Here is a 24,581-nt window from a genome sequence, read left to right on the forward strand (position 1 = left end):
GGTTGTGCGTCGACGCTTCGCTGGGCGCCGACGGCCGGTTGTGCTCCGACGCCTGATTGTGCGTCGACGCTCGGTTGCGGCGCACCCGTACGGTGGCGAAGTTCCGTGAGTTTTGTGCCGTCAGCCGAAGTCCTCATGTCCGTACGACAGTTGCCTTGGAGGTTCATGTGGCGTCCGAAGCGCCCACCTTCGCCGCGTGCTGGTCCGCGACCGTGGCCGGTCGGCCGCATGCGCCGTTCCTGATCTGGGAGGGGCCGGACGGGGAGGTGACCCGCTGGACCTATGGCGAGTTCGACGCTCTCGTGGCGCGGGTGGCCGGCGGGCTGACCGCGCGTGGCGTGCGGCCCGGGGACCGGGTCGGCATCGTGCTGCGCAACTGCCCGGCGTACGTGGCGTTGTGGCTCGCCTTGGTCCGGCTCGGTGCGGCGATGGTCTGCCACGATCCGTCGGCGACTGCCCCGGAACTGGCCGCGCAGCTGCGGCGGACAGGGGCTCGACTCGGGTTCTGCGCGCCCTCGCGTGCCGCCGACTACCGGGCGGCGGCGCTGGATTCGGACCCGGCCGTGGTCGTGGTCGAGGTCGGGGAGGACGACACCGCTCTTGCGGTCCTGTCGGGTCGGCCGGCAGTGGTCGGTGATACTCCCCCACCGGGGCCTCACGGCCTCGCGGGGTTGATGTTCACCTCCGGCACGACGGCCGCGCCCAAGTGTGTGATGGTCACTCAGGCCAACTACGCCTTCGCCGGAAACGTGATGGCAGCTGCTGCCGAACTTGGCTCTGATGACCGGCAGTTCGTCGTGCTGCCGATGTTCCACGCGAACGCGCAGTACTACTCCTTCGCGGCGGCGATCGCGGTGGGGGCGAGCGTGGTGTTGTTGCCCACCTTCTCCGCGAGCCGCTTCGTCGCCCAGGCCGCTCGGCATCTGGTCACCCACGTCAGCCTGTTCGCCGCGCCGATCCGGATGATCCTGGCCCGGACGGCGCGGCGGGAGCCGGTCGCCGGTCTGCGGGTGCGGCATTGCTGGTACGCGCAGAATGTGACGGACGAGCAGTACGAGCGCTTCGCGACGCTGCTCGGCGGTTGTCGGCCGCGCCAGTTGTACGGCATGACCGAGACCATCCCGGCGGTGCTGAGCAATCCCGTCGCGGCGCCGATCCCGGGGTCGATGGGTCGGCCGACGCCCGGGTGCGTGGTGGCGTTGCACGACGGGGAGATCGTGGTCGGCGGTACGCCCGGGGTGAGTCTGTTCGCCGGGTATCTCGACGATCCGGCCGCCACCGCCGCCGCCTACCGGGACGGCTGGTTCGTCACCGGGGACCGCGCTCGGGTGGACCCGGACGGGCACTTCCACTTCGCCGGCCGGCGTGGCGATGTGCTCAAGGTGGCCGGGGAGAATGTCTCGATCGTGGAGATCGAGGCGGTGTTGGCCGAACATCCGGCGGTGCTGGAAGCGGCCGTGGTGGGTGTACCGGACGAGATGCGCGACGAGGTGCCGGTGGCGTTCGTGGTGGCCGCGCCGGGGGTCGAGCCGGCCGCGCTCGACGACCTGGCCGACTGGTGCGCGGCGCGGCTCGCGAAGGCGAAGCGGCCGGTGCGCTTCGAGCGGGTGGCGGAGTTGCCGCGTACCTCCGTGGGCAAGATCCGCAAGTTCCTGCTGACCGAGAGGACTTCTCCGTGACCGACGTCGTACCCTGGCCGCTGCCCGCCACCGCCGCGCTTGCCGATGTGCTGCAACTCCGGGATCGGGCGGGGTGGTTGACGCCGCCGTTGCGGCCGTTCCACCGGGGTTCGGGCGCTGTGCTCGGGTCGGCGCGTACGGTGCGGTTGGCGGCCGGGGCGGGCACGCACGGGCTCAAGCCGCTGCATGCGCTGCTCGCGGAGGACCTGGCCGGCCGGGTGGTGGTGATCGGCGGCGCGGACGCGGCTCCGGGGGCGGTGTGGGGCGAGATTCTGAGCACCGCCGCGTTGGCCCGGGGGGCGGTCGGCGCGTTGATCGAGGGGGCGGTGCGGGACGTGCCGGCGGTGGCCCGGCTGGGGTTGCGACTGTGGGCCCGGTCCGAGGCGACGGCGGGTCCGGGCGGGGCGGTACATGTGGCCGAGATCGGCGGCCCGATCCGGATCGGCGACACCGCACTGGTGGAGGGCGATCCGATTCTGCTCGACGAGGGCGGTGCGGTGGCGTTGCCGGCCGCCGACGCGGACGTCCTGCTGGCGGAGGCGCTGACGTATCACCGCGCGGAGGAGGAGGTGCTGGCCGCCCTGACGGCGGGCCTGCGCCTCCCCCGGGCCTACACCCCCAAGGCCGAGGCGATCACCCGTCTGCGCAACCGCTGACGCTCGGGACGCACGTGTGGGCCGCCGGCGCGGTGCTCGGCGGCCCACACGTGATCGGGGCAGACGTCAGTCGTGGGCCGGCTGCTCCAGGAAGGAACGGATCGCATCGGCGACCCGGTCGGGGAACTGGGCGTGCGCGTAGTGGCCCGCGCCCTCGACGAGTTCGAGCCGGGCGAGGCCCTTGGGCATGGCGTCGACGACGGCCCGGCCCTCGGCGCCGGCGTCGGGCCAGTCGGGGTCGAGGGTGCCTTCGAGGACGAGCGCCGGGCACTGGATGTTGCCCAGTTCGGCGCCGGCGTCGGTGGGCGGGACCATGCCCATCCTGGCCACCACGGCCATCCGTCCCGGGCGGCGCAATTCGGTGTCGAGCGTGGCGATTTGGGCGGCGAAGTCGGCCGGCTTGGTACCCGGGTAGGCGTGGTCGAGGTAGCGCTTCCACACCCCGACGTTGCGGAACATGCCGGCGCCCATCAGCAGGGTCATGCCCTTGCGGTAGCGGGCGTTGGACCCCAGGGCCCGGAAGTCGACCTTCTGGGCCCGGGTGAACGGGGCGATCTCCACGATGGCGTCGACCAGTTCGGGCGCCCGAGCCGCGGCGATGGTGGCCGATCCGCCGGAGAAGGAGTGTCCGACGATGACGGCGGGGCCGCCGCCCAACTCCCGGATCAGGGCGAGTAGATCGTTCGCCGTGTCGGTGCGGGTGTAGGAGGGCCATCCGACGGTCGACTCGCCGTGCCCGCGCAGGTCCACACAGGCCACGCGGTATCCGGCGGAGAGCAGGATGTCCGCAAGCTCCCGAAAGACCGACCGATTGTTGCCCATGCCGGGCGAAAGCACCACCAGCCGCCCCTCGCCGCGCACATCGTAGGCAAGCCGCCCACCCTCGATCTCCAGGAACTCGGTCATCGCCGTCGCCTTCTTCCCCGTGACGCATCCTCGAACACCCCGAAGCTAACACCGTTAGCCACCCAAGTCAACGACCCCACCCACCCCAGGAACCCCACCCACCAACCCAGCCGAAAGAACCCGACACGGGAGCGAGACGAGACCAAAGGCGGGTACAGCCACGCACCCGGAGACGGCCGGACGCGAAGGCGCACGGTCGGGCGCGGTCGGATGCGGAGGCCGGCGGGCGCGGTCGGGCCCCGAAAGAACCCGACACGGGAGCGAGACGAGGCCCAGACGCGGATACAGCCACGCACCCGGAGACGGCCGGACCCGAAGGCGCGCGGTCGGGCGCGGTCGGATGCGGAGGCCGGCGGGCGCGGTCGGGCCCCGAAAGAACCCGACACGGGAGCGAGACGAGGCCCAGACGCGGGTACAGCCACGCACCCGGAGACGGCCGGACCCGAAGGCGCGTGCGGAGGCCGGCGGGGCACGGGCACGGTCGCGGAGAGGTGACGCACGGCGTGGCGCAGCGTGGTGGCACCGGCGGCGAACCGACGACGGCGCGGAGCGGCGAGGGAACGCGGTGAGACGACCGAGCGGGTTGCGCAGGGCGGAGACGTCGGCGAGGCAACAGCACACGGCAGCGTCTCGGGAATCCCGGCCGACCGGTGGATATCACCGGGTGACCCAGCGGATCTCCCGATCCCCGGATCCGCGACCCACCGGGCCGGCGGATCGGCGGGCGGGTGCGGGCGCAGAGCCGGGCGGGTGCAGGCCCGAAGGCGAGCGGGTGCGGGCGCGGAGGCGAGGGGTGGGGCTGCCGTGGCCGGAAGGAGGCCGGCGTGAGCGTGGGTGGTGTCCGGCGCCCTCCGGCGTGCGGGGGTGGGCGTGCGTGCGTGGTGGATCGGGTTTGGGCGGTGGCTTTGTGGTGTGTGGCCCTGTGGAGGGCTGGGGTCTGGTGTCGATCAGGTTCTGCGGGAGATGACCATGATGTATTCGCAGGGGGCGTTCGTTCGGTTGGCGAAGCCGTGGTCCGCGTCGGCTTGGAAGAACAGCGAGTCGCCTGTGTCCAGCGTTTCGTTGATACCGCCGATCGCGACGGTGAGGGTGCCTTCGAGGACCACGAGTTGTTTCTCCGTCCCCGGCGGGTACGCCGGCAGCAGCCCCGTGGAGACCTGTGCCGGGAGGTGATGGACGACCATCTCGGCTCGCCCCGCACCCGGCGCCGCCGACACGATGTGCCGCTCGAAGCCCGTTTCCGGGTCACGGAAAACGGGGCGATCGTTCCTGCGCATGGCAACGGCCACCCCGGCCCCGGCGGCAGCCGGCGCACCGATCAGGTCCGAGAGCGACGCGTCGAGCGCGTGGGCGATCCTGGACGCGACACCGATCGTCGGGCTCTTCTCGCCGCGTTCGACCTTGGACAACATCGCCCGGCTCACCGACGACCGCGTGGACAACTGCTCCAGCGTCAGGCCCGCCTCCTCGCGGCGTCGCCGCACATTGCCGCCGAACGCACCGGCCAGGTCGTCACCGTGCCGTGGCTCGGCCGCGTTCTCGTCTTGCTCGACCACCGTGCTCCTCGATCGATGGATGCCTCACTGCCCACAGTGTAGGGTTTCTTCTATAGAAGATTCAGCGTCTTCCATCAGAGACGTGCTGTGTGCGCCCGATACGACGGAGGGGTTCCATGCGTTTGATCTCGAGTGGCCGGCACCATGCCACGTTCGAATTCGGCGATCTGCAGGTGGTCGCATTGCGAGACGGGTACATCGACATGCCGCCGACCCGGCTCCGCGACGAGCACGGGTGCACGCTCGACGAGTTGCCGGCCGCCGTACCGCTGGCCGGCGACAACCTGCGGCTGTCGGTCAACGCCTTCTTCTTCACCGACGGCACGCGGTCGGTGCTCGTCGACACCGGCGCGTCCGACGTTTGGCACGAGCCCACCATGGGATTGCTCCACGACGCGTTCGACGAAGCGGGCATCGACCGCGCGCGAGTCACCGATGTGGCCATCACCCACAGACACGAGGACCACGTGAGCGGCCTGATCGCGCCGGACGGTTCGGAGGCGTTCCCCAAGCTCGAACGCGTGTGGATCGGCGCGGGCGACGTCTCGGTGTTCACGGGCCGGCTCGAACCGATCCGCGACCGGGTCGTACCGGTGACGGACAAGGTCGCGATCAACGACTGGACCACCGCGATCCCGACGCCGGGCCACACCCCCGGTCACACCGTCTACGAGGTCGGGAGCGGCGCCGGCCGGCTGCTCGCCTGGGGCGACACCGTGCACGTTCCCACGCTTCAATTCGAACGGCCGAAGGTGACCTGGGAGTTCGACGGCGACCAGTCCCAGGCCCGCGCCGCACGGGCGGCACTGCTCGAACAACTCGGCCGGCCATACCACTTCGTCGCCGGCGCCCACCTCGACTCACCCGGCATCGCCCGCGTGACCCCCTCCGGCGACGGTTACGCGCTGGAATACCTCGCACCACCGATCGGCTGATCGAACCCGCCGGCGGCAGACCGCGCCCGCGTTCTGCGGGTAGCAGGCGTATTCCCCGCGCGTACAGCTGGGCCACGGGCACCACCGGGAAAGCCCGGGCGCTCGTCCCACCCGCGATCGCCCGTCGACTCGTGCCACAGGGTGTACTACGGCAAAGGATGGTCGGCGCAAGAACGCGACCCGGCCCGCCCCCGGTTCGGTTCGGGGGGCGGGCCGGGTCGTTCTCGGGTGTGGTGGCGTTACTTCGCTGCGGCCTCGGCGGCGGCGAGCTTGACGCAGACCGCGACGGCCCGCATGGCGCGGTGCACCTCGTCGACGGTCGGGTAGCTGGGGGCCAGCCGGATGTGGTGGTCGCGCGGGTCGTTGCCCTCGGGGAACGCGGCGCCGGCCGGGGTCAGCGCGACGCCGACCTCCTTGGCCAGCCGGACCACCTCGGCGGCGCAGCCGTCCGGCACCTCCAGGCTGACGAAGTAGCCGCCCTCGGGCCGGGTCCAGCTCGCGATGCCGAGCGCGCCCAGTTCGCGATCCAGGACCTCGTACACCGCGGCGAAGCGCGGCTCCAGCAGCTCGCGGTGCAGCTCCATGTGCGCGAGCACGCCCTCGGCGTCGCCGAAGAAGCGCACGTGCCGCAGCTGGTTGACCTTGTCCGGGCCGATGGTCTGCTTGGCCAGCAGCCCGGTCAGCCAGGCAGTGTTCGCCGCGGAGGAGCCGAAGAAGGCCACCCCGGCGCCGGCGTGGCTGATCTTCGAGGTCGAGCCGAAGACGAACGCGCGGTCGGGGTTGCCCGCCTCGGCACAGGCGTCCAGGATCGACAGCAGTTCGACCGGCTTGTCGGTCAGGTGGTGCACCGCGTAGGCGTTGTCCCAGAACAGCCGGAAGTCCGGCGCGGCGGTGGGCATCGCGGCGAGCCGGCGCACCGTCTCGTCGCTGTAGCTCTCCCCGCTCGGGTTGCTGTACTTGGGCACACACCACATGCCCTTGATCCGCGCGTCGGCGGCGACCAGCGCCTCGACCGCGGCCAGGTCCGGGCCCTCGCCGGTGAGCGGGACCGGGACCATGCCGATGCCGAACCGCTCGCACAGCGCGAAGTGCCGGTCGTAGCCGGGCACCGGACACAGGAACAGCACCTCGGGCTCGTCCACCCAGCGACGCTCGGCGCCGGGCACCTTGGACAGCAGCGCGTGCGCGATCACGTCGTGCATCAGGGTCAGGCTGGCGTTGCCGAGGGCGAGCAGCTGCGCGGCCGGGACCTGCAGCAGTCCGGCGAAGATCTCCCGCAGCTCGGGCAGGCCGTTGAGCCCGCCGTAGTTGCGGCAGTCGGTGCCGTCGGCGGCCTTGAAGTCGTCGCCGCCGGGCAGCGAGAGCAGCCCGTTCGCCAGGTCCAGTTGTTGCGGCGAGGGCTTGCCCCGGGTGAGATCGAGGCGAAGTCCCTCGGCCGCGAGGGCCGCGTACTCCTCGCGAACGGCCGCGAGGTCGATTTCCGGACTGGACACGTCGGTGCTGAGCGGCACGAGATCCCCAAAATAGGCGGAGGCCGCAGACACGTGCGGCGGGGGCCCGCCCAATCTAGCAATACCCGGGGCCCGGCTCCGCCCCGACGGCGGCCCCGCTCCCGGATCGACGATCACGCGCCGCCGCGACTCCTCGTTCGTTCATCCGTTCGGGAAGTCCGCCCGCACGAAGTGCAGCTCGCGCCGGGAGCGGTGGTCGTTGATCAGGCTGTGCGTGTCCACGAACAGGGTCAGCGCGTCCTCGGCGAGCCGGCCCACGTACTCCACCGTCCCGGACCCGTCGGTCGCCGCGAACGAGATCGCGGCCCCGTCGAGGTGGTAGGTGCCCTGGCTGCTGCCCTCGTGCCGGGGCCCGAACCAGCGACAGATCAGCGGGATCATCTCGGCACCGGTCACGCAGGTGACGGTGCTGACCCGATCCGGGTCGGTGAAGCGGACGTAGTGGGTGAACGAGAGATCGCCCATCACGGTTTCCGGCTCGACGTCCACGTACAGCCCGTCGCGGCGCGGCACCGGCCCGCCTCCCGCGAGCGGCGCCGCCTTGGGATCGTCCGGGTCGGTCGGTCCACGGAACTCGCCATCGCCGTCCAACGGTTGCTCCTTCGGTCGATTCCGAAGGACGCTACCGCTCGCGCGCGCCGGCGCCCGTGCCCCGGGCCGGCGGGTCCGCGCGGCCGGCGCCGCGGCCCGCCCGCCGGGAGCCGGACCGCCGGGATTCCTGCGATGTAGGCCCCCCGCAGAGGGGTGGTGCCGCCTACGATCGGGCGAGACATCCTCGATTCGGGAGCAGGACGATGAGCTCGTGGCGGACGACGAAGCGCTTTCGGCCCGGCGGCGCGGTACCGGCGGGCACGGAGGCGGCGGGGGCTCGGCGGGCGCCCGTGGTGGTGGACTGCGCGCTCTACGACAAGGGGGTCCGACGCCCCGGTGAGGTGCCGTTGCAGGACGCACTCGACGCGGCCGAGGCGAGCGAGGACTGCTTCGTGTGGATCGGGCTGCACGCCCCGCTCACCGAGGATCTGGCCGAGATCGCCGCCGCCTTCCACCTGCACCCGCTCGCCGTGGAGGACGCGGTCGAGGCGCATCAGCGGCCCAAGCTGGAGCGCTACGACGACACCCTGTTCCTGGTGCTCAAGACCATCGTCTACGTCGAGCACGACGCGCTGACCGCGACCAGCGAGGTGGTGGACACCGGCGAGATCATGGTCTTCGCCGGCGACAAGTTCGTCGTGGTGGTCCGCCACGGCAGCGCGCCGCCGCTGGTCGAGCTGCGCCAGTCCCTGGAGGCCGATCCCGAGCGGCTCGGGCACGGCCCGGCCGCGGTGGTGCACGCGATCACCGACCGGGTGGTGGACGACTACCTGCTGGTGGCGGACAAGGTCGAGGACGACTTCGAACGCCTGGAGGAGGAGGTGTTCTCGCCCCGGCCGAGCAACGACGCGGAGCGCATATACCAGCTCAAACGCGAGCTGATCGAGTTCAAGCGCGCGGTACTGCCGCTGGCCCGGCCGCTGGAGCGGCTGGCCGACGGGGGGCTGCCGGGGGACGGCACGGTCTTCGACGCCTATCTGCGCGATGTGGCCGACCACCTGGCCCAGGTGCGCGAACGGCTCGTGGCGTTCGACGAACTGCTCGACTCGATACTCTCGGCGAGCCTGGCCGGGGTGACGGTCCGGCAGAACACCGACATGCGCAAGATCGCCGCCATCGCGGCGATCCTGGCCGTCCCGACGCTGATCGTGGGCATCTACGGGATGAACTTCGAACACATGCCCGAGCTGAAGTGGACGTACGGCTATCCGAGCGTGCTGGTCGTGATGGTCGGTGCCTGTGTCCTGATGTTCCGCGCCTTCCGCCGCAACGACTGGTTGTGAGTCCCGGCCGTCGCGGCCGGGGTTCGGCTCAGCGCCGGGCCGGTACGGCTGCCGCGGGGACCGGTTCCGGGGCCGGTCGGGGTCGGTCGAGGGTGGCGGGCCCGGGCGGGCGGCCGGGCGGCGGGCCCGGGTGGGTGGGTCGGCGCGGCCGGATGCGCGCAGGCGCGGCCTCGCCGGCGCGGTATTCGACCAGGCGCGTCCGTACGCCCGCCCAGGTCGCCCCGGCCGCGGCCAGGACCAGGAGCGTGGCGATCAGGCCCAGGTCGGCGAGCGCGTCGCGGCCGGCGTTCGCCTCGGCGTCCATGTGCGTGCGGTTGATCGCGGTGACCGCCTCCAGCGACTCGATCAGGTGGTCGAAGGCCCAGTTGGAGTTGTTCTCCCGGTGGCTGGTGGCGAAATCGATCGCGCCCCGCAGGTCGCCCCGGGTGACCATGGTGCGCAACTGCCGGTCGTAGTCCTGGTATCGGGTGTACCAGCGCAGCGCGTCCTCGGCCGCCGCACGCTCGCCGGCGAAGGTGATGTTGCGGAACTCCCGGCCGAACCGCCCGTCGAACGGCGGGGTCGCCCCCTTCGCGAGGCCCGGGAGGCCGGTGATCGCCGACCGCAACGCCTCGGCGTAGCCGTCGAGTCGCACCCCGTCGAAGCCGGCCAGCTCGCGGGACTTGGCCTCGAACGCGCGTTCCGCGTCCGTCGCGCGGGCGCGGTCGAGCAGGAATCGGCTCTCGTCGCGGTTGGCGTCCGTGGCCACGGCCCGGGCCCTGGTGAGTTCGAGGACCGAGTCGAACGCGTCCTTCTTGGCGGTACGCAGGTGCTCGGCGGCGGCCAGGGTGGCACCGGTACCCGTCCACACCAGCGCCACGGCCAGCACGGTCGCGATCAGCATCCCCGGATTGACCACCCGGCGCGTGCGCACGGCCACGAACGCCTGCCCGCAGAGCAGGACGCCGATCGCGCCCGGGCCGAGCGCGAGCAACCAGCCGCCCAGGTCGCGGGCTCGCCCGTAGGTGTCGCGATAGGTCGCCTCGACCGCGCCGGCGTTGGCCGCCGAGAGGCGATCGGCCTCCGGCAGCAGGGTGTCGCGCATCAGGTCGGCCGCCTGGCGCAGCAGCGGGAGCGCGGGTGAGGCGTCGGTCAGGGCGCGGGCGTCCGACTGCCGGTCGAGCAGGGTCGCCTGCCCGGCCAGGTTGTCGTACAGCCCGACCTTGTCGACGAGGTCGGCCAGCGTACGCCGGGCCTCGTCGCCTTCGATGCCGGCGCCGGTCTCCTCGATCGCGTCGCCGAGCGCCTTGCGCTCGGCCGCGTAGTTCGCCGCCGCCTGCTCCCGGGCGAAGCCCAGCCCCCGCTCGTCGCCGACCAGGACGGTATTGGCCAACTCGGCGTCCATCCCGGACAGGGCCCCGTGCAGCGCGTTCGCGGACACGACGCGCGGACCGGCGCCGGCGCCGACCGTACGCAGCCCGTCGTCGGCGGCGGAGATCGCCGCGAGCAGGACCCCGAGGTAGGCGACGAGCGTCACGACCACGCCGGCGACGAGGAGCCGCAGCGAGACGGGCGTGGTCAACCGCCTCGCGCGCCCACCCCCGGCACCCACCGGATGGTCGCGGCGAGGCCGACCCCGGAGCGCCATCCACCCGCCACGACCACGCCGAGCACTCGGTCTCGGACCCGAATTCCCGCTGTTCCCCGTGCTGTTGCTCCCCCGCATGACGCCGACGCTAGGCAACACCGACGACTTGCACCGTTGCCGGAACGAACCCGTACGCCCTGCATACGCGTTCACGCGGAATCCGTACGCGTCCTTGATGCGGAAGGGGGGCGTTCGCGGGGGTGGGAGCGTTCGCGGGCGCGGGGTGGGGGTTCCGCGCGGCGCGGGCCGGGGGTTCACGAGACGGGGGCGTGAGGGGCTGCGAGGCGCAGGTGTGGGGTGTGCGGGTTCGTGGGGCTTGGGGGCTCGTGGGGGTGGGGCGAGGGCGGGTGGCGGGTGGGGGCGCTGCCGGGGGTACCGGGCATGGCGTGTTTGTACGTGGGTGTGTCAAGAGGGCGTCAGGTGGGGGTGGTTTGGGCGTCAGGGGGGTGTGAAGGCGGGAAGTGGGGTGGCTTGGGGAACGTAGCGTCGGATCCATGGCACGGCCCTCGGGGCTCGCTCTCGGCACGTTCCTCAATGCGTGTCCCGGGCGGGGTCGACGGTTTCCCGGGGGTCGTGCCCGATGCCGAGTGGTGTCGGGCACCTGAGGCCGTCATTTCGCGCCGGGAGGAGAACCCCATGAAGGTCACGGGCTTGGGTATCGCCGCCGTGGGAAGCTGCTCGGCCGCCGCGCCGACGTCGGCGCTGCTGCTCGACGAGGCCGCCGTACGCGACACGTTGGCCCGTTGCGGGCTGAGCGGCCGCGACCTGGACGGGCAGTACTGCCTGCTCTGTGACGAGGCCGCCGCCGGCGCGCCGATCGCGTTGTCCGGGCGGCTGGTCCTCGACCGGGTCGGCGTCGGGCGCATCCACGCCTACCACGCGGTGCACTGCGGCGATCATCCGCTGTCCGCGCTCGGCACGCTCGCCGCGCACCTCGGGGTCGACCCGGCCGCGCGGCGCGGCCTCGTGCTGGCGCCCGCCCACGACGAACACCCCGCGGCGGCGGCCCTGGTCCTGGAGAAGGGGCTGGACCGCCATCGTCTGCTGGCGGTCTCCGTACGGGACCCACACCGTGCCGGCGCCGGTCACTCGCGGGTACGGATACCGGCCCGGGAGCGCACGCCCGTTCGTGTCGGCGCCGGATCCGGCGCCCGCCGGGTCGAACCGGGCCGGTCCGCCGTGGCCACCATGGTCGACCGGGTCCACGTGTCCTGGCGGGAGCACCACGGCGAGTCGCTGCGGAACGACCCGATCGCCGTGTCGGCCGTGGTCGCCCAGACCCTGCGCCAGGCCGGCATCCCCTGGTCGACCATCGACCACGTCGCGCTGCACACCCCGTCCGCCGCGACCAACCGGGCCTTCCGCCGCCACTTCGGCCTCCAGCACCACCAGGTCACCGACATCGGCCCGGAAACCGGCCGCCCGCGCGCCACGGGCCTGCTCATTGCCGCCCGGATGGTGCTCGAATCCGACCGCCCGCGCGGCACCCGCGTCCTGCTCACCTCCCTGGGCGGCGACGGCGCGATGGCCGCCGCCGTACTGGAGATCTGAGCGCGCCGAACCCCCGCAACGCGGCTCCGCCGCCGACAGCGGGCCTCGGCTAGGGCTTCACCCGTAGGCCGGCGATCAGGATCTGCGCCAGCCGCCGCGCGTCGTAGCGGGCGTCGTTGTCGGCGCCGATGCAGAGGTTGCCGACGCCGCGCATCAGGTCGTACGCCTCGATGTCGGGGCGGATCTCGCCGGCGACGGCCGCGGCGGCCAGCAGTTCGGTGCACACCGGCAGGAGCCGATCGAGGAAGTAGTGCAGCAGCGCCTCGAAGCCGGCGTTGTCCGACTGCAACACGGCCGCGAGGCCGTGCTTGGTGACCAGGAAGTCGACGAACAGGTCGATCCAGCGCCCCAGCGCGACGTACGGGGTCGCGCTGGTCGCGAGCAGCTCCGGTCCGGCCTCGGCGCAGGTCTGCACCTGGTGCCGATACACCGCGATGATCAGGTCCGCCCGGGTCGGGAAGTGGCGGTAGATCGTGCCCGTGCCGACCCCGGCCCGGGCCGCGATGTCGCGCACCGGGGCCTCCACGCCCGAGGTCACGAAAACTGCGGCGGCGGCATCGAGCAGGATCTCCTCGTTGCGCCGCGCGTCCACGCGCTTGGGCCGCTCCACGCCGTCCTTCACCCTGCCGCCCCTCTCCCGCCGGATCCGCCGTCGGAACAGCGTTCCGCTTGTCCATGATGCCAGAGCGGGTACGGCCGGCCCGCTCCCGCTCGGCGCGACGATCGCGCACGCCGGCCGGGTGTGGCCGCCGCCTCGATCGATCCGGTCGGCCCGCCGCCGGTGCCCGATACCGTACGGGCCGGCCGCCGCAGCCCGGCCTCGTCCACCGTCGTGGCGCAAGTCCCGTGGATCCGGCGGGCGTTGGCACTGCGGCAGGCGGGGGCGCCGGCCCGCGGTGAGGGAGTCCCGGTCGCGAGGGTGGACGGGCGGATGCCGGCCCGCGCCGGGGCGGTGCTCGACGGGCCGGCCGACCGTGTCGGGCACGGCCCGTTCGTGGCCGGGATCATCGCGGCGCGGCCGACGTCCGGATTGGGGTTCGGCATCGACCCGAGCAGCCGCACACCCGCCAGGCGCGCGAGCACCGCACAGTGCGCCGTGACCGGCGACGGGCCCGGCCCGCGCCGTCGTCACCGCGGTCCACGTGGGCGCGCGGCGCCGAGGCGGGCAATCCGCGGAGCTTCCCGGCGGCGTATCCCGACGTGCTCACGGCCGGCACGATCGGCCCGGACGGCGCATGCGCGGCGTACGCGCAAACCCGACCCGTGTCTGGGCCCGGGCCGCACCGGGCGTGTCGGCCCGGGCCGCTTCGCCGGGAGCGGGGCGCGGCGGCGGCGGTGCGGCGGCATACGGAAGGGCTGCCACGGCCGGACCGACCCGGCAACGGGTGCTCCGTGTCCCGAGGCAGGCCGCACCAGTGGCCGAACCCGAGCCGGCCCGGCGCCCTTCCGCCCCACCGGCCGACCTGTGGCTTACTCCGCCCGGCCCGGCCGCGCCGCCCCCCACCTACCCCACCGGCGCCCCCCGCGCCGCCAACCGATGCCGGGCCGCGCGTCGTTCCGCCTGGCGGGCCGGGTTTGGCACCGGGGCGGCCAGCAACAGGTTGCGGGTGTACGGGTGTTCGGGGTCGGTGGTGACACGCGCCGCGTCCGCGCATTCGACGATCTCGCCGCGCGACATCACCGCGACCCGGTCGCTCACGTGGCCGACCACCGACAGGTCGTGCGCGATGAACAGGTAGGCCACGCCGGTGGCCTGCTGGAGTTCGACGAGCAGGTTGATCACCTGCGCCCGGGTGGACAGGTCGAGTGCGCTCACCGGCTCGTCGCAGATGATCAGGCGCGGCCCGGGCGCGAGCGCGCGGGCGATGGCGACACGCTGCCGCTGGCCGCCGGAGAGTTCGCGGGCCGCGCGGGTGGCGGTGTCCGCCGGGAGACCGACCGCGTCGAGCAGTTCGCCGATGCGCTCGCGCGCCGCCCGACGGGTGTGCGTGTGCCGCGCGGTGAGCGGTTCGGTGAGGATGTCCCCGATGGTCATCGACGGGTTCAGCGAGCCGTACGGGTCTTGGAACACCACCTGGATGTCCCGGCTCAGCCCGCGCCGCGCCCGGCGGCCCAGGCCGTCGATCCGGGTGCCGGCGAAGGTGATCGTGCCGCCCGCCACCGGCGCGAGGCCGAGTACCGCGCGCCCGAGGGTGGTCTTGCCGGAGCCGGACTCGCCGACCAGGCCGAGGGTTTCGTGCGCGTGCACCTGCAGGCTCACCTCGTGCAGCACGCGCAGCGGCGGGCGCCGCCGACCGCCGGTGCGGTACTCCACCACCAGTTTGTCGACGGCGAGCAGCGGCTGCGCCGGGTCTGCGGCGGCCGTCGCGTTCACCGGTTCCATACGATCACCTCGTTCTCCACCCGGACGCAGCGCACCGCGCCGTCCCGGTGGGTGGTCGGCTCCGGGTGGACCGCGCAACCGGGTGCGGCGTACGCGCAGCGCGGGGCGAATCGGCAGCCGCTCGGCCGGTCGTGCACCGAGGGCACCCGGTCCGCGATGGTGGGCAGTCGGCTCCGGGCGCCGGCGCCGTCCGGGATGGCGGCGAGCAGCGCGGCGGAGTACGGGTGCGCCGGGCGGGCGAACAGGTCCGCCGAGGTCGCGGTTTCGACGATCTCCCCGGCGTACATCACCGCCACCCGGTCGCAGATGTCCGCGACCACCCCCAGGTCGTGGGTGACCAGGATCATCCCCATGCCGTGCTCGCGCTGCAGCGAGCGCAACAGGTCCAGGATCTCGGCCTGCACGGTGACATCGAGCGCCGTCGTCGGCTCGTCCGCGATCAACAGGTCGGGTTCGGCGGCGACGGCGCCCGCGATCAGGATGCGCTGGGCCATGCCGCCGGAGACCTGGTGCGGGTAGGCAGCGAACACCCGGGCCGGGTCGGCGATGCCCACCCGGTCCAGGAGTTCCAGGGCCCGGCGGCGGGCGGCGTCGCGGGACAGGCCCAGGTGCGCGCGCAGCGGCTCGACCAGTTGGCTGCCGATCCGGAAACTGGGGTCGAGGTTGGACATCGGGTCCTGCGGGATGTAGCCGATCCGGCGCCCGCGCAGCGCGTTCACCTCCCGCTCGGACAGCGCCGCGAGGTCACGCCCGTCGAACACCACCCGTCCGGCCCGGATTTCGCCGCCGGCGGGCAGCAGGCGCAGTACGGCCAGCGCGGTTTGCGTCTTGCCGCACCCGGATTCGCCGACCAGGCCCAGGATTTCGCCCCGATCCACGCTCAGCGACACCGCGTCCACGACGGCGGCCTCGCCACCGGGCGCCGGGTAGGCGACCTCCAGGCCGTCCACCACGAGCAGCGCGCCGGTGTCGACGCCCACCGCCCGCTCGCGAGCCGGCCCCCGTACCCGCCGGCGCCGCGTCGCCGAGGCGGGCTTCGGCGCGTCCTCGAAGGCGTCCCGAAGTCCCGCGCCGAGCAGCGTGACCGCCAGCACGGTGAGGGTGATCGCCGCGCCCGGCCACACCGACAACATCGCGTTGTCGTACACGTGTACCGAGGCGTCGTTGAGCATCGCCCCCCAACTGGCCCGGTCCGCCTCGCCCAGGCCGAGGAAGGCGATGCCGGATTCGATGATCAGCGCGAGGCCGAAGATCAGCGACGCCTGGGTGATGATCGGGACCCGCACCACGCGCAGGATGTGCCGCCCCATGATCCGCGGGTCGGACAGGCCGGCCACCCGCGCGGCGTCCACGTACGGCTCCCCGCGCACCCGTTTCACCTCGCCGCGCACCAGCCGAAAGACCGGGGCGGCGGTGAGCACGCCGAGCACGACCATCGAGCCGACCAGGCCGGGCCCCTGCACCGCGACCAGCGCGAGCAGGACCACCACGCCGGGCAGGGCCAGGAACAGGTTGGCCACCCAGCTCGACAGCGCGTCCCACCAGCCGCCCACGTAGCCGGCCGCGAGCCCGGTGGGCACGCCGATCAGCAGCGCCACCCCGGTGGCGATGGCGCCGGCGAGCAGGCTGGTGCGGCTGCCGTACAGCAGTCGGCTCAGTACGTCCCGGCCGGAGCCGTCGCCGCCGAGCGGATGGGTGCCGGACGGGTCGGCCAGGACCGCGTCCAACGCAGCCTTGTTGGGCCCGTGTTCGCTCAACAGGCCCGCGAATACGCCGGTCACGATCACCAGCAGCAGCACGGCCGAGGCGGCGACCGCGATCGGGTCCCGGAGGAAGCGCCCGGCGGGCCCGTGCCGGCGCGGCGCGGCGGCCGGGACGAACTCGGGCGCGGGCTTGCCCCGTTCCGCGGACTCCACCGGGGCCTCGGCGGTCGGCGGCGCGACCGCCGCGGTCTGGTTGTCGTTCATCTCATGCCGACTTTCGGATCGAGCACGCCGGTCGCCAGATCGACGACCAGGTTGACGGAGACCACGACGCACACGCTCACCAGGACGACCCCCTGCACGGTGGGTACGTCCGACTGCGAGGTCGCGCCGATGGCCAGCGAACCGAGCCCGGGCAGCGCGAAGATCTGCTCGATCACCAGCGCGCCGCCGAGCAGCCCGATGAACTGCAGGCCGACCACGGTCAGCGCGGGCGGGGTCGCGTTGCGCAGCACGTGGACCAACAGCACGCGTCGTAGCGGCAGTCCGCGGCTGCGCAGGGTGCGCACGTAATCCCGCTCCAGGACCGTGGCCACCGCGTTGCGGGTCTGCTGGGCGATCGCGGCGATCCCGGAGACGGCGATCGTGGCCACCGGCAGCACCAGCGAACGGGCCCAGTCCACGGGCGATTCGGCGAGCGGTACATAGCCGGTGGCGGGCAGCCAGTCGAGCTTGACCGCGAACAGGGCCACCAGCAGGATGCCCACCCACAGGCCCGGGATCGCGAAGCCGGCCACCGCGAGCACGTGCACCGAGCGGTCCACCATCCCGCGCCGGATCGCGGCGAACAGCCCGAGGGCGATGCCGAACAGCGCGCAGACCAAAGTCGCGGTCAAGGTCAGGGACAGTGTCACCGGCAGTTTGGTGCCGATCGAGTCGGCGACGTCCAGACCGGTGGTCCACGAGGTGCCCAGGTCGCCGCGCAGCGCCGCCCACAACCAGTCCAGGTAGCGCGGCACGACCGGCTGGTCCAGGCCCAACTCCGCGCGTTTGGCCGTTAGTTGCTCGTCGGTGGCGGACACGCCCAGGATGCCGCGGCCCGGGTCGGGCAGCAGGTCCATCAGGAAGAAGGTCAGCGCGGAGACCACGAGCAGCAGGGCGACGGCCGAGATCAACCGACGGGTGAGGAAGGTGATCATGGCGACGCTCAGCCGGCGAGCTTGTAGTCGGACAGGGAGAAGAAGGTCTGCCCGGGCTGGTTGCTCAGCGTGATCCGCTTGGCCGAGAACATCACCGTCTCGCCGCGGAAGAGCGGCGCGAACCACGCCTGTTCGACCACGTGTGCGTTCAACTGGCGGTACAGCGGGCCCTGGTCCTGATCGCTCGCCTTGGCGATCCGTGCCAGCAGGTCGACCGCGACCGGGTCGTTGACCTTGAACGGATTGGTCGGCGCGGTCGGCGACAGCAGCGCGTTGGCGTCGATCCAGTTCTGCGTGGTGCCCCAGACGTACATGAACGCCGGGAATCGGCCGCTGAAGTACTGCACGGAGAGCTGGTTGGTGCTCACCGGGGTGTACTCGACCTTGATGCCGACCTGGTTCAACTGCTCGGCCAGCACCGGGTAGATCGCGGGCACGAAGGCGTTCTCGCTGGGCAGGCTGAGCTTGAAGCCGTCGGGGAAGCCGGCCTCGGTGAGCAGCTGCTTGGCGCGGGCCGGGTCGTAGGGATACTTGCGGTCCAACTCCGGGTCGTAGGCCGGGGATCCGGCCGCGAACATCTGCGTGGTGGGGGTGCCGACGCCGGCCATGATGGCCTTGAGGATGCCGGGGCCGTCGACCGCGTGGTTGATCGCCTGACGCACGCGGGCGTCCTTGAGCGGCGGGGCGATCTTGCCGTCCCGGTCGACCAGCCACAGGCCGGTGACCTGGCCGGGTTGGCGGGTCACGGTCAGGCCGGCCTGTTTGGCGGCGTCCATCCGGGCCGGGGCGCCGATGCCGGCGTCGGCCTGGCCGGTGAGCAGCGCGGTGGTGCGGGCGTTGGTGTCCGGGATCGCCTTGATCACGACCTTGTCGAACGGGTACGCGGCGGGGGTGCGGTAGCGCGGGTTGCGGGTGTAGGTGTAGCGGTCGCCGCGGGTGGTGTGGCCGGTGTCCAGGATGTACGGGCCGGTACCCACGGGTTGCGCGTTGGCGTCGGCGAAGGCTTTGGGACCGACCATCATCCCGGCGACCAGACCGAGGTTGAACAGCAGTGCCGGATCGGGGGTCTTCAGGGCCAGTTCGACCTCGGTGGGGCTGTTGACGGTGACGCCGGCGACGGTGGCGACGGCGAAGGAGCTGGGTCCGTTGCTCGTGGCCATGCGGTCCAGGTTCTGTTTGACCACGGACGCGTCGAACGGGGTGCCGTCGCTGAACGTGACGCCCTCGCGCAGGGTCATCCGCAGGTGCCGGCGCTCGGGGTCGGTGTAGGTCCACGCGGTGGCCAGGCCCGGGCCCACGCTCTGGTCGGGGTTGACCGTGGTGAGCGCGTCGTACAGGGGCTGGAGGTAGGCGAGCATGTTGCCCCCGGCCGTCTTCGCCGGGTCCAGGCTCGCCGCGTCGGCCGCGGCGGCCAGGGTCAAGGTCTTGCCGCCGGCGCCCTTCGAGGTGTTCGAGCCGCCGCAGCCGGCAACGGCGGCCACGACGAGTCCGGCGGTGGCGAGGGCCGCTACGCGGCGGCGTCCCAGGATGGTCATGACTGGTCCTTAGTCGAATTCGCGGGACGAATTCGGGAATCGAATTCCCCGGTGCGGTCGGCCGGCCGAAATGTTGGCCGTTACACGTAACGGAAGTGTGCGGTCGGGATACCCGGCGTATTCACGCGACGGTTACGTGGGTGGATGGATTCGGCTGGGCATTTCGGCCGACCTCGCGGCGTGCTCGAATCGCCGCCGGACGGCCCGGGGGTGCGGGTGGGCGCGGCGGGTGCTGCGGCGGTGCGGGTGTGGTGGGACGAAGGTGGCGCGGGCGCCGGGTGGGGTGGGCCCGGGTGGGCCCGGGTGGGCCGAGCAGGCCAGGCCGGTGGGGTCAGGCCGGGTGGGCCGCCCGCCACGTGTTCGCCTGGGCGGCGATCAGCGCGGTGAGGTCGCCCATCGCGACGTTGTAGTCGACGGTGTGCGTGCCCAGCGGGACGGACAGGCCACTGTCGGGGAACATCCCGGCGCCGCCGGTGATGTCGAACCAGGTCGCGGTGCCGTTCGCGTCCTGGGTGAAGGCGCACTTCCCGCTGATCCTGTCCTGGTATCGGGTGTAGCCCGACGGGTCGTCGGCCAGTTCGTACGCGGACAACACGTGCGCGAGGTGGCCGCGCGGGTTGAGCCGGTTGCCGTCCATCAGGCGGCGGGTGGGCATGTACATGTCCAGCGGTGTCGCCGTGTCGGCCGGTGTGCCGCGCAACAACGCGGCCGGGTTGACGCACATCATCTGGTGCCCCGGTATCGGTGTGCGGCCGAACGCCGATCCGGCCGGGAGCCCGCCGCCGGGCGGCAGCGCGTAGCTGTTGTAGGCCACCACGCACCCGGTCGGGATCGGCGCCTGGGGCCCGGAGCGTACGCACGTGGGGATGTGCTGGAAGGTCGAGGCCGGGTCGGCGCCGCCGCCCTGGGTCCCGCCGATCGGCACTTGGAGGTAGCCGCCGAGCAGCACCGCCGACACCAACCGGTCCTGCACGGCCGGGTTGCCGTCGATCTCCTGCTGCATCACCCGGGACAACACGCCGGTGCCCTGGGAGTGGCCCAGGAGCACCACGCCGCGCCGCTGGTGGGTGACCGGGTCGGTGTTGTGGTTGGCCCAGTAGTCGCGCCAGGCGTCCAGGACGTCGCGCGAGCCGGTCTCCGCGTCCAGCGGCACGCCCAGGCCGCCGACCAGCAGCTCGGAGAACGACGCCTGCCGATACATCGGGGCGAACACCCGACACGTGCCGGCGAAGCGGCCGATCTGGTCGAGGGCGGCCGCGAGCGCGCTGTTGGACGGGCTCGGGGGCAGGGATCCGATCCGCAGCAGCGGGTTGGGCAGCAGATCGACGGTGGGGTACGCGTAGAAGCAGTCGATCTGCGGGTTCGCCGGTGCGGCGAACGGCTCGGGTACGCGCGAGCCGTCGGCGCGGACCGAGGTGGCGTCGAGTGTGGTGGTCGCCCCGTTGAGGTAGCGGGCGCTGAACGTGCCGTCGGGGCCCGGGCGTTGCGGGTTGCCGGCGAGGTCCTGATTGCAGGGGTTGGTCGCGAGGCCGGGGCGACAGAGCCAGACCGTCTCCTTGAGCGGGGAGGTCAGGCTCTTGCCGGCCGGGTCGGCGGTCGAGGTGGTGTTCGCTGGGATGTTCGTGGCTGTGTTCGTGACGGTGTTCGCGGCGATGTTCGTGGCGCTGTTCGGCGTGCTGTTCGGGGCGGCGGACGTGCCGGTCGGGATGACGGCGGCGGCCAGGGTCAGGGACAGCGCGCCCAGGGCGAGGAAGATTCTCGATCTGCTCATGGCGTGAGCTCCGATCCAGGTGTCGTGAACTTTCGACGAGATGGAACTTACTAAGGACTAAGTAAATAATCTAGAGTGCCGATGTGACTGAGAATTCGGATGCACGTAAACCAGCCGTCGGCCGCGCCCGGGGCCGCACCAAGGCGCCGACCGCGAAGGGGGAGGAGCGACGTCGGGAGATCGTCGCCGCCGCATCGGAATTGTTCGCCCGGGCGGGCTTTCGCGGCACCGGTATGGCGGAGGTGGCCCAGCGGGTCGGCATCACCGAGCCCGGCCTGCTCTACCACTTCGGCAGCAAGGAGGGCCTGCTCCGGGCCGTGGTCGAGCACCGGGACCTGCGCAGCCAGGCGTTCGCCCGGGACATCGCCGCGGTGGGCGGGCTGCAGGCCCTGCGCGAGATGCCCGCGTTCGCCCACCGCAACCGCGAACAGCCCGGTCTGGCCAAGCTGTTCGCGGTGCTGCTCGCGGAGAACCTGGATCCGGGCGACCCCGAGCACGACTTCTTCGTCCGGCGCTACCGCGAGATGCGCGCGGTGGTCGCCGGGATGATCCGCGAGGGCCAGCGCGGCGGCGAGATGCGGGCGGATGTGAGCCCGGAGCTGAAGGCGATCGAGATCCTGGCCGCGCTCGACGGCATCGCCTCCCAGTGGCTGCTCGATCCCGAGGAGGTCGACCTGGTGGTCAGCATCGAGGAGTACGCCCGGACGCTGATCCGGGACCTGGCCACCCATCCCGAGCCGGCCGAGACCGGCGCGCCCGAGGAGGTACAAGGATGATCGACGGCGGCGGTCGGGACTTCCCGCCCGCGTTCCTGTGGGGCGCGGCGACCGCGGCCCACCAGGTCGAGGGCGGCCTGACCGACAACGACTGGATCGACTGGGAGAACGCCGGCCGCACCGCCGAACCCAGCGGCGCGGGCATCGACCAGTGGCGCCGCTGGCCGACCGACATCGCGCTGCTGGCCGAACTCGGGCACACCGCGCACCGGATGTCGATCGAGTGGTCCCGGCTCGCGCCCTCACGCGGAGTGTGGGACGCCGCCGCGTTCGACCATTACGCGCGGGTGCTGGACGGCCTGTACGAGCACGGCCTCGCGGCGTTCGTCACCCTCCAACACTTCACCCTGCCGCGGTGGTTCGCGGCGTCCGGCGGCTGGCTCGCGCCCGACGCGCCCGAGATCTTCGCGGAGTTCGCCGCCGAGGCCGGGCGGCGGCTCGGGGATCGCATCCCCTTCGCGGGCACGGTCAACGAGCCGCAGATCGTCGCTTTCAACGGCTACCTGAAGGGCAACCACCCACCCGGGTACCGCGATCGGGATCGGATGGTCACCGCCAACGAGACCCTGATGCGCGCGCACGACGCCGCCGTGACCGCGTTGCGCGCGACCGCGCCGAACACGCGGGTGGGCGTGTGCCTGCAACTCCCGCTGGTCCAACCGGCCGACCCGGACAATGCCGCCGACGTCGAACTCGCGGACTGGTACCGGGAGATGCTGGTCAGCCGGCACCTGGAACACCTGCGCGACGCGCCCGATGCGGGCGATTGGGTGGGCGTGCAGTACTACACCCGCGCCCGGGTGAACGCGGCCCTGGAACAGCAGCGACTCGGCGAGCCGCCGGCGGGCACGCCCACCACGCAGATGGGGTGGGAGGTCTATCCGGACGGGCTCACCGAGATGTTGCGGCTGACCGGCAAGACCACCGGCCTGCCGATCTACATCACCGAGAACGGCATCGCCACCACCGACGACGCCGAGCGGGTGGCCTACCTGGACAGCCACCTGCGCGCCGTCCGGGCCGCCCTCGCGGACGGCGTCGACGTGCGCGGATACCTCCACTGGTCCGCGTTCGACAACTTCGAGTGGACACACGGCTACCGCCCCCGCTTCGGCCTGATCGGCATCGACCGCGACAACGACCTGCAACGCGTGATCCACCCCAGCGCACACGCGTACCACCGGGTGATCACAACGGGCCGGCTGGCCGCCCTCCACGAGCCGGCAGCCGCCCCGAACGGGCCCTCGGCCGCCGACCGCGCGAAGCCCGGTGCGGGCGCAGTCGTGCCCGAACCCGCCTCGACCACGCGCCCGGCCACCGCCGGTGGTGGCGCGGAGGCGGACGCGACCGGGAGCGGGGGCGGCGGCCATGCAGGCGGCGGTTCGGCGGGGAGCGGCCCAGGGGGGTTCCCAGCCGTGGGGACCAGCCCGGCCGCACCTCCGGCCGCCGGCCCTGCGGAGCCCGGTGCGGGTGGGAGCGCGGCTGTCGGGCGGGCTGCGTCCGGGCCGGCCAGCTTCTCGTCCGGCGGCTCGACCGATGCGGGCGGCCACACGGAACCCGGGGCGGCTCACCCCACGCCCGACGAACGGACCCATCACGACGGCCGTGCAAAGCCCGGGACGGTTTGCCCCACGCCCGACGGTCCCGCCGATGCCGACGGCTGCGCGGAGGCCGGGGCGGCTTGTTCCACGCCTGACGAACCGACCGATGCAGGCGGGCACGCGGGGCCCGGGGCGGGTCGCTCCACGCCCGACGGTCCGGGCGATCCCGGCGGCTGCGCGGGGGGTGCGACAGGGCGCTTGTCGGCCGGCCGGTCGGGGCTTTGTTCCGGTTCGGAATTCCATGAGTTGTCCGGTCGTTCGGCCGGCTTGTTGAAGGAGATGCTTGTGAGGATCGATCCGCCTGTGGTGCGACTGTTGCAGCGTGTGGCCGCCGGGGCGCAGCCCGAGTCGCGGGATCTGGCGTTGCGGCGCGCGCAGTCGGCCGCCACCATGCGGCTCGCGGCGTTCCCGCCGGGGCCCGACATCGAGGTCACCGAGCACACCGTGCCCGTCGCCGACGGCGAGATCGCGGTGCGGGTGTGGCGGCCGAGGAACCCGCAAACGCCCGTCCCCGCCTACTTCTTCCTGCACGGGGGCGGCTGGGTGCTGGGCAACCTGGACACCGCCGAGGCCGAGTGTGGGCCCGTCGCCTCGCTCGTCCCGTGCGCCGTGGTCCACGTCGACTATCGGCTCGCCCCCGAACACCCCTTCCCCACCCCGCTGGACGACTGCCTGACCGCCTACGCGTGGCTCCTGGAACACGCCGACGAACTCGGCATCGACCCGAACCTGGTCGCCATCGGCGGCGCGAGCGCCGGCGGCAACCTGGCCGCCGCGATGTGCCTGGCGCTGCGCGACCGCGGCCTGCCGCAGCCCAGCCTCCAGGTCCTGGACGCCGCCCCGTTCGACCTCACCCCGATGCCGGACCCGGTCGCCGCCGGCGAACCGGCCCGACCCGGCCTGTCGGTCGCCGAGTTCAACACGTTCGCGCGGCACTACGTGCCGGAGGCCGAGGCCGCCGTCAACCCGCTCGTGTCCCCGCTGCGCGCCGCCGACCTGTCCGGCCTGGCCCCGGCCCTGGTCGTGGTGGCCGAGTACGATCCGCTGCGCGACCAGGCCGAGGACTACCTCGCGGCGCTGCGCGCGGCCGACGTCCCCGCCGCCGGCATCCGCGTACTGGGCCACATCCATGGCGGCTGGGTCGTCCCGGCCACGGTCACCCACACCCTGGTCAACGAAATGCGCGCCGCCGCCCTGCGCCACGCCTTCGCCGGCACCCTGGTCGGCCCACTGACCCCGCGCCTGATCGACCGCATCGCCGCCGCCGAGCCGGCCCCGCAGCCCGCCTGACCGGCGGCCCGGCACGTCCGGGCCGAAC

Annotated in this window: 18 protein-coding genes; 7 read left to right on the plus strand and 11 right to left on the minus strand. The window is 72.7% G+C overall.

Features of this window, described 5'->3' with window-relative positions; genetic code table 11:
* Nucleotides 1-167 precede the first annotated feature (167 nt).
* Nucleotides 168-1,679: a class I adenylate-forming enzyme family protein gene (locus ACFXKZ_RS45505; protein WP_380011837.1), complete on the plus strand. Its 1,512-nt coding sequence runs from the start codon at nt 168-170 to the stop codon at nt 1,677-1,679.
* The gene (locus ACFXKZ_RS45510; RefSeq protein ID WP_380011840.1) at nt 1,676-2,335 is read left to right on the plus strand and encodes an RraA family protein; all 660 of its coding nucleotides are present in this window, start codon (nt 1,676-1,678) and stop codon (nt 2,333-2,335) included. Before ACFXKZ_RS45505 ends, ACFXKZ_RS45510 begins: the two co-directional genes overlap by 4 nt.
* Before the next feature lie 66 nt (nt 2,336-2,401).
* Here ACFXKZ_RS45510 and ACFXKZ_RS45515 read toward each other — a convergent pair whose 3' ends face one another.
* Nucleotides 2,402-3,241 (minus strand): alpha/beta fold hydrolase, encoded by an 840-nt coding sequence (locus ACFXKZ_RS45515; RefSeq protein WP_380011843.1) that lies wholly within the window; start codon nt 3,239-3,241, stop codon nt 2,402-2,404.
* 947 nt (nt 3,242-4,188) lie between these two features.
* The gene (locus ACFXKZ_RS45520; protein ID WP_380011846.1) at nt 4,189-4,797 is read right to left on the minus strand and encodes a helix-turn-helix domain-containing protein; all 609 of its coding nucleotides are present in this window, start codon (nt 4,795-4,797) and stop codon (nt 4,189-4,191) included.
* A 116-nt stretch (nt 4,798-4,913) separates the two neighbouring features.
* Between ACFXKZ_RS45520 and ACFXKZ_RS45525 the strand changes: the two genes are divergently transcribed.
* Nucleotides 4,914-5,732 carry an MBL fold metallo-hydrolase gene (locus ACFXKZ_RS45525; RefSeq protein ID WP_380011849.1) on the plus strand — a complete coding sequence of 273 codons (819 nt, stop codon included), beginning with the start codon at nt 4,914-4,916 and terminating at the stop codon, nt 5,730-5,732.
* A 239-nt stretch (nt 5,733-5,971) separates the two neighbouring features.
* Here ACFXKZ_RS45525 and ACFXKZ_RS45530 read toward each other — a convergent pair whose 3' ends face one another.
* Both ACFXKZ_RS45530 and ACFXKZ_RS45535 read right to left on the minus strand, forming a co-directional pair.
* On the minus strand, nt 5,972-7,243 hold the full coding sequence (locus ACFXKZ_RS45530; RefSeq protein WP_380011852.1) for an aminotransferase class I/II-fold pyridoxal phosphate-dependent enzyme: 1,272 nt from the start codon (nt 7,241-7,243) through the stop codon (nt 5,972-5,974).
* 141 nt (nt 7,244-7,384) lie between these two features.
* Nucleotides 7,385-7,834 carry a hypothetical protein gene (locus ACFXKZ_RS45535; RefSeq protein ID WP_380011855.1) on the minus strand — a complete coding sequence of 150 codons (450 nt, stop codon included), beginning with the start codon at nt 7,832-7,834 and terminating at the stop codon, nt 7,385-7,387.
* Nucleotides 7,835-8,037: 203 nt separating this feature from the next.
* Here ACFXKZ_RS45535 and ACFXKZ_RS45540 point away from each other — a divergent pair, with 203 nt between their 5' ends.
* Nucleotides 8,038-9,117, plus strand: coding sequence for a magnesium and cobalt transport protein CorA (locus tag ACFXKZ_RS45540; protein WP_380011858.1), 1,080 nt, complete (start codon nt 8,038-8,040; stop codon nt 9,115-9,117).
* Nucleotides 9,118-9,145: 28 nt separating this feature from the next.
* Here ACFXKZ_RS45540 and ACFXKZ_RS45545 read toward each other — a convergent pair whose 3' ends face one another.
* Entirely contained in the window at nt 9,146-10,678 is a 1,533-nt protein-coding gene (locus ACFXKZ_RS45545) for a hypothetical protein (protein WP_380011861.1), read from the minus strand.
* A 702-nt stretch (nt 10,679-11,380) separates the two neighbouring features.
* Here ACFXKZ_RS45545 and ACFXKZ_RS45550 point away from each other — a divergent pair.
* Nucleotides 11,381-12,295, plus strand: a complete 915-nt coding sequence (locus ACFXKZ_RS45550; RefSeq protein ID WP_380011864.1) for a 3-oxoacyl-[acyl-carrier-protein] synthase III C-terminal domain-containing protein — start codon at nt 11,381-11,383, stop codon at nt 12,293-12,295.
* Between the two features lie 49 nt (nt 12,296-12,344).
* On the opposite strand, the gene ACFXKZ_RS45555 is transcribed toward ACFXKZ_RS45550, so the two are convergent.
* From ACFXKZ_RS45555 to ACFXKZ_RS45580, 6 genes are all read right to left on the minus strand, one after another.
* Nucleotides 12,345-12,917: a TetR/AcrR family transcriptional regulator gene (locus ACFXKZ_RS45555; RefSeq protein WP_380011867.1), complete on the minus strand. Its 573-nt coding sequence runs from the start codon at nt 12,915-12,917 to the stop codon at nt 12,345-12,347.
* Between the two features lie 882 nt (nt 12,918-13,799).
* Nucleotides 13,800-14,678 (minus strand): ATP-binding cassette domain-containing protein, encoded by an 879-nt coding sequence (locus ACFXKZ_RS45560; protein ID WP_380011870.1) that lies wholly within the window; start codon nt 14,676-14,678, stop codon nt 13,800-13,802.
* Nucleotides 14,666-16,645: a dipeptide/oligopeptide/nickel ABC transporter permease/ATP-binding protein gene (locus ACFXKZ_RS45565; protein ID WP_380011873.1), complete on the minus strand. Its 1,980-nt coding sequence runs from the start codon at nt 16,643-16,645 to the stop codon at nt 14,666-14,668. The genes ACFXKZ_RS45560 and ACFXKZ_RS45565 overlap by 13 nt, the downstream gene beginning before the upstream one ends.
* On the minus strand, nt 16,642-17,580 hold the full coding sequence (locus tag ACFXKZ_RS45570) for an ABC transporter permease (RefSeq protein WP_380011876.1): 939 nt from the start codon (nt 17,578-17,580) through the stop codon (nt 16,642-16,644). Before ACFXKZ_RS45570 ends, ACFXKZ_RS45565 begins: the two co-directional genes overlap by 4 nt.
* 8 nt (nt 17,581-17,588) lie before the next feature.
* The gene (locus ACFXKZ_RS45575) at nt 17,589-19,115 is read right to left on the minus strand and encodes an ABC transporter substrate-binding protein (RefSeq protein WP_380011879.1); all 1,527 of its coding nucleotides are present in this window, start codon (nt 19,113-19,115) and stop codon (nt 17,589-17,591) included.
* Between the two features lie 331 nt (nt 19,116-19,446).
* Nucleotides 19,447-20,886 carry a DUF3089 domain-containing protein gene (locus ACFXKZ_RS45580; RefSeq protein ID WP_380011882.1) on the minus strand — a complete coding sequence of 480 codons (1,440 nt, stop codon included), beginning with the start codon at nt 20,884-20,886 and terminating at the stop codon, nt 19,447-19,449.
* An 83-nt stretch (nt 20,887-20,969) separates the two neighbouring features.
* On the opposite strand from ACFXKZ_RS45580, the gene ACFXKZ_RS45585 reads away from it, so the two are divergent.
* Nucleotides 20,970-21,662, plus strand: a complete 693-nt coding sequence (locus tag ACFXKZ_RS45585) for a TetR/AcrR family transcriptional regulator (RefSeq protein ID WP_380011885.1) — start codon at nt 20,970-20,972, stop codon at nt 21,660-21,662.
* Nucleotides 21,659-24,553, plus strand: coding sequence for a family 1 glycosylhydrolase (locus tag ACFXKZ_RS45590; protein WP_380011888.1), 2,895 nt, complete (start codon nt 21,659-21,661; stop codon nt 24,551-24,553). Before ACFXKZ_RS45585 ends, ACFXKZ_RS45590 begins: the two co-directional genes overlap by 4 nt.
* Nucleotides 24,554-24,581 lie beyond the last annotated feature (28 nt).

This window comes from Embleya sp. NPDC059237, from assembly GCF_042754105.1.
GTDB lineage: Bacteria > Actinomycetota > Actinomycetes > Streptomycetales > Streptomycetaceae > Embleya.

What these genes read in the sequence shown, in the direction of transcription:
- ACFXKZ_RS45515 (WP_380011843.1), bottom strand. Translation starts at nt 3,241, where the DNA reads ATGACCGAGTTCCTGGAGATCGAGGGTGGGCGGCTTGCCTACGATGTG.
- ACFXKZ_RS45575 (WP_380011879.1), bottom strand. Translation starts at nt 19,115, where the DNA reads ATGACCATCCTGGGACGCCGCCGCGTAGCGGCCCTCGCCACCGCCGGA.
- ACFXKZ_RS45580 (WP_380011882.1), bottom strand. Translation starts at nt 20,886, where the DNA reads ATGAGCAGATCGAGAATCTTCCTCGCCCTGGGCGCGCTGTCCCTGACC.
- ACFXKZ_RS45590 (WP_380011888.1), top strand. Translation starts at nt 21,659, where the DNA reads ATGATCGACGGCGGCGGTCGGGACTTCCCGCCCGCGTTCCTGTGGGGC.
- ACFXKZ_RS45570 (WP_380011876.1), bottom strand. Translation starts at nt 17,580, where the DNA reads ATGATCACCTTCCTCACCCGTCGGTTGATCTCGGCCGTCGCCCTGCTG.
- ACFXKZ_RS45565 (WP_380011873.1), bottom strand. Translation starts at nt 16,645, where the DNA reads ATGAACGACAACCAGACCGCGGCGGTCGCGCCGCCGACCGCCGAGGCC.
- ACFXKZ_RS45560 (WP_380011870.1), bottom strand. Translation starts at nt 14,678, where the DNA reads ATGGAACCGGTGAACGCGACGGCCGCCGCAGACCCGGCGCAGCCGCTG.
- ACFXKZ_RS45525 (WP_380011849.1), top strand. Translation starts at nt 4,914, where the DNA reads ATGCGTTTGATCTCGAGTGGCCGGCACCATGCCACGTTCGAATTCGGC.
- ACFXKZ_RS45540 (WP_380011858.1), top strand. Translation starts at nt 8,038, where the DNA reads ATGAGCTCGTGGCGGACGACGAAGCGCTTTCGGCCCGGCGGCGCGGTA.
- ACFXKZ_RS45550 (WP_380011864.1), top strand. Translation starts at nt 11,381, where the DNA reads ATGAAGGTCACGGGCTTGGGTATCGCCGCCGTGGGAAGCTGCTCGGCC.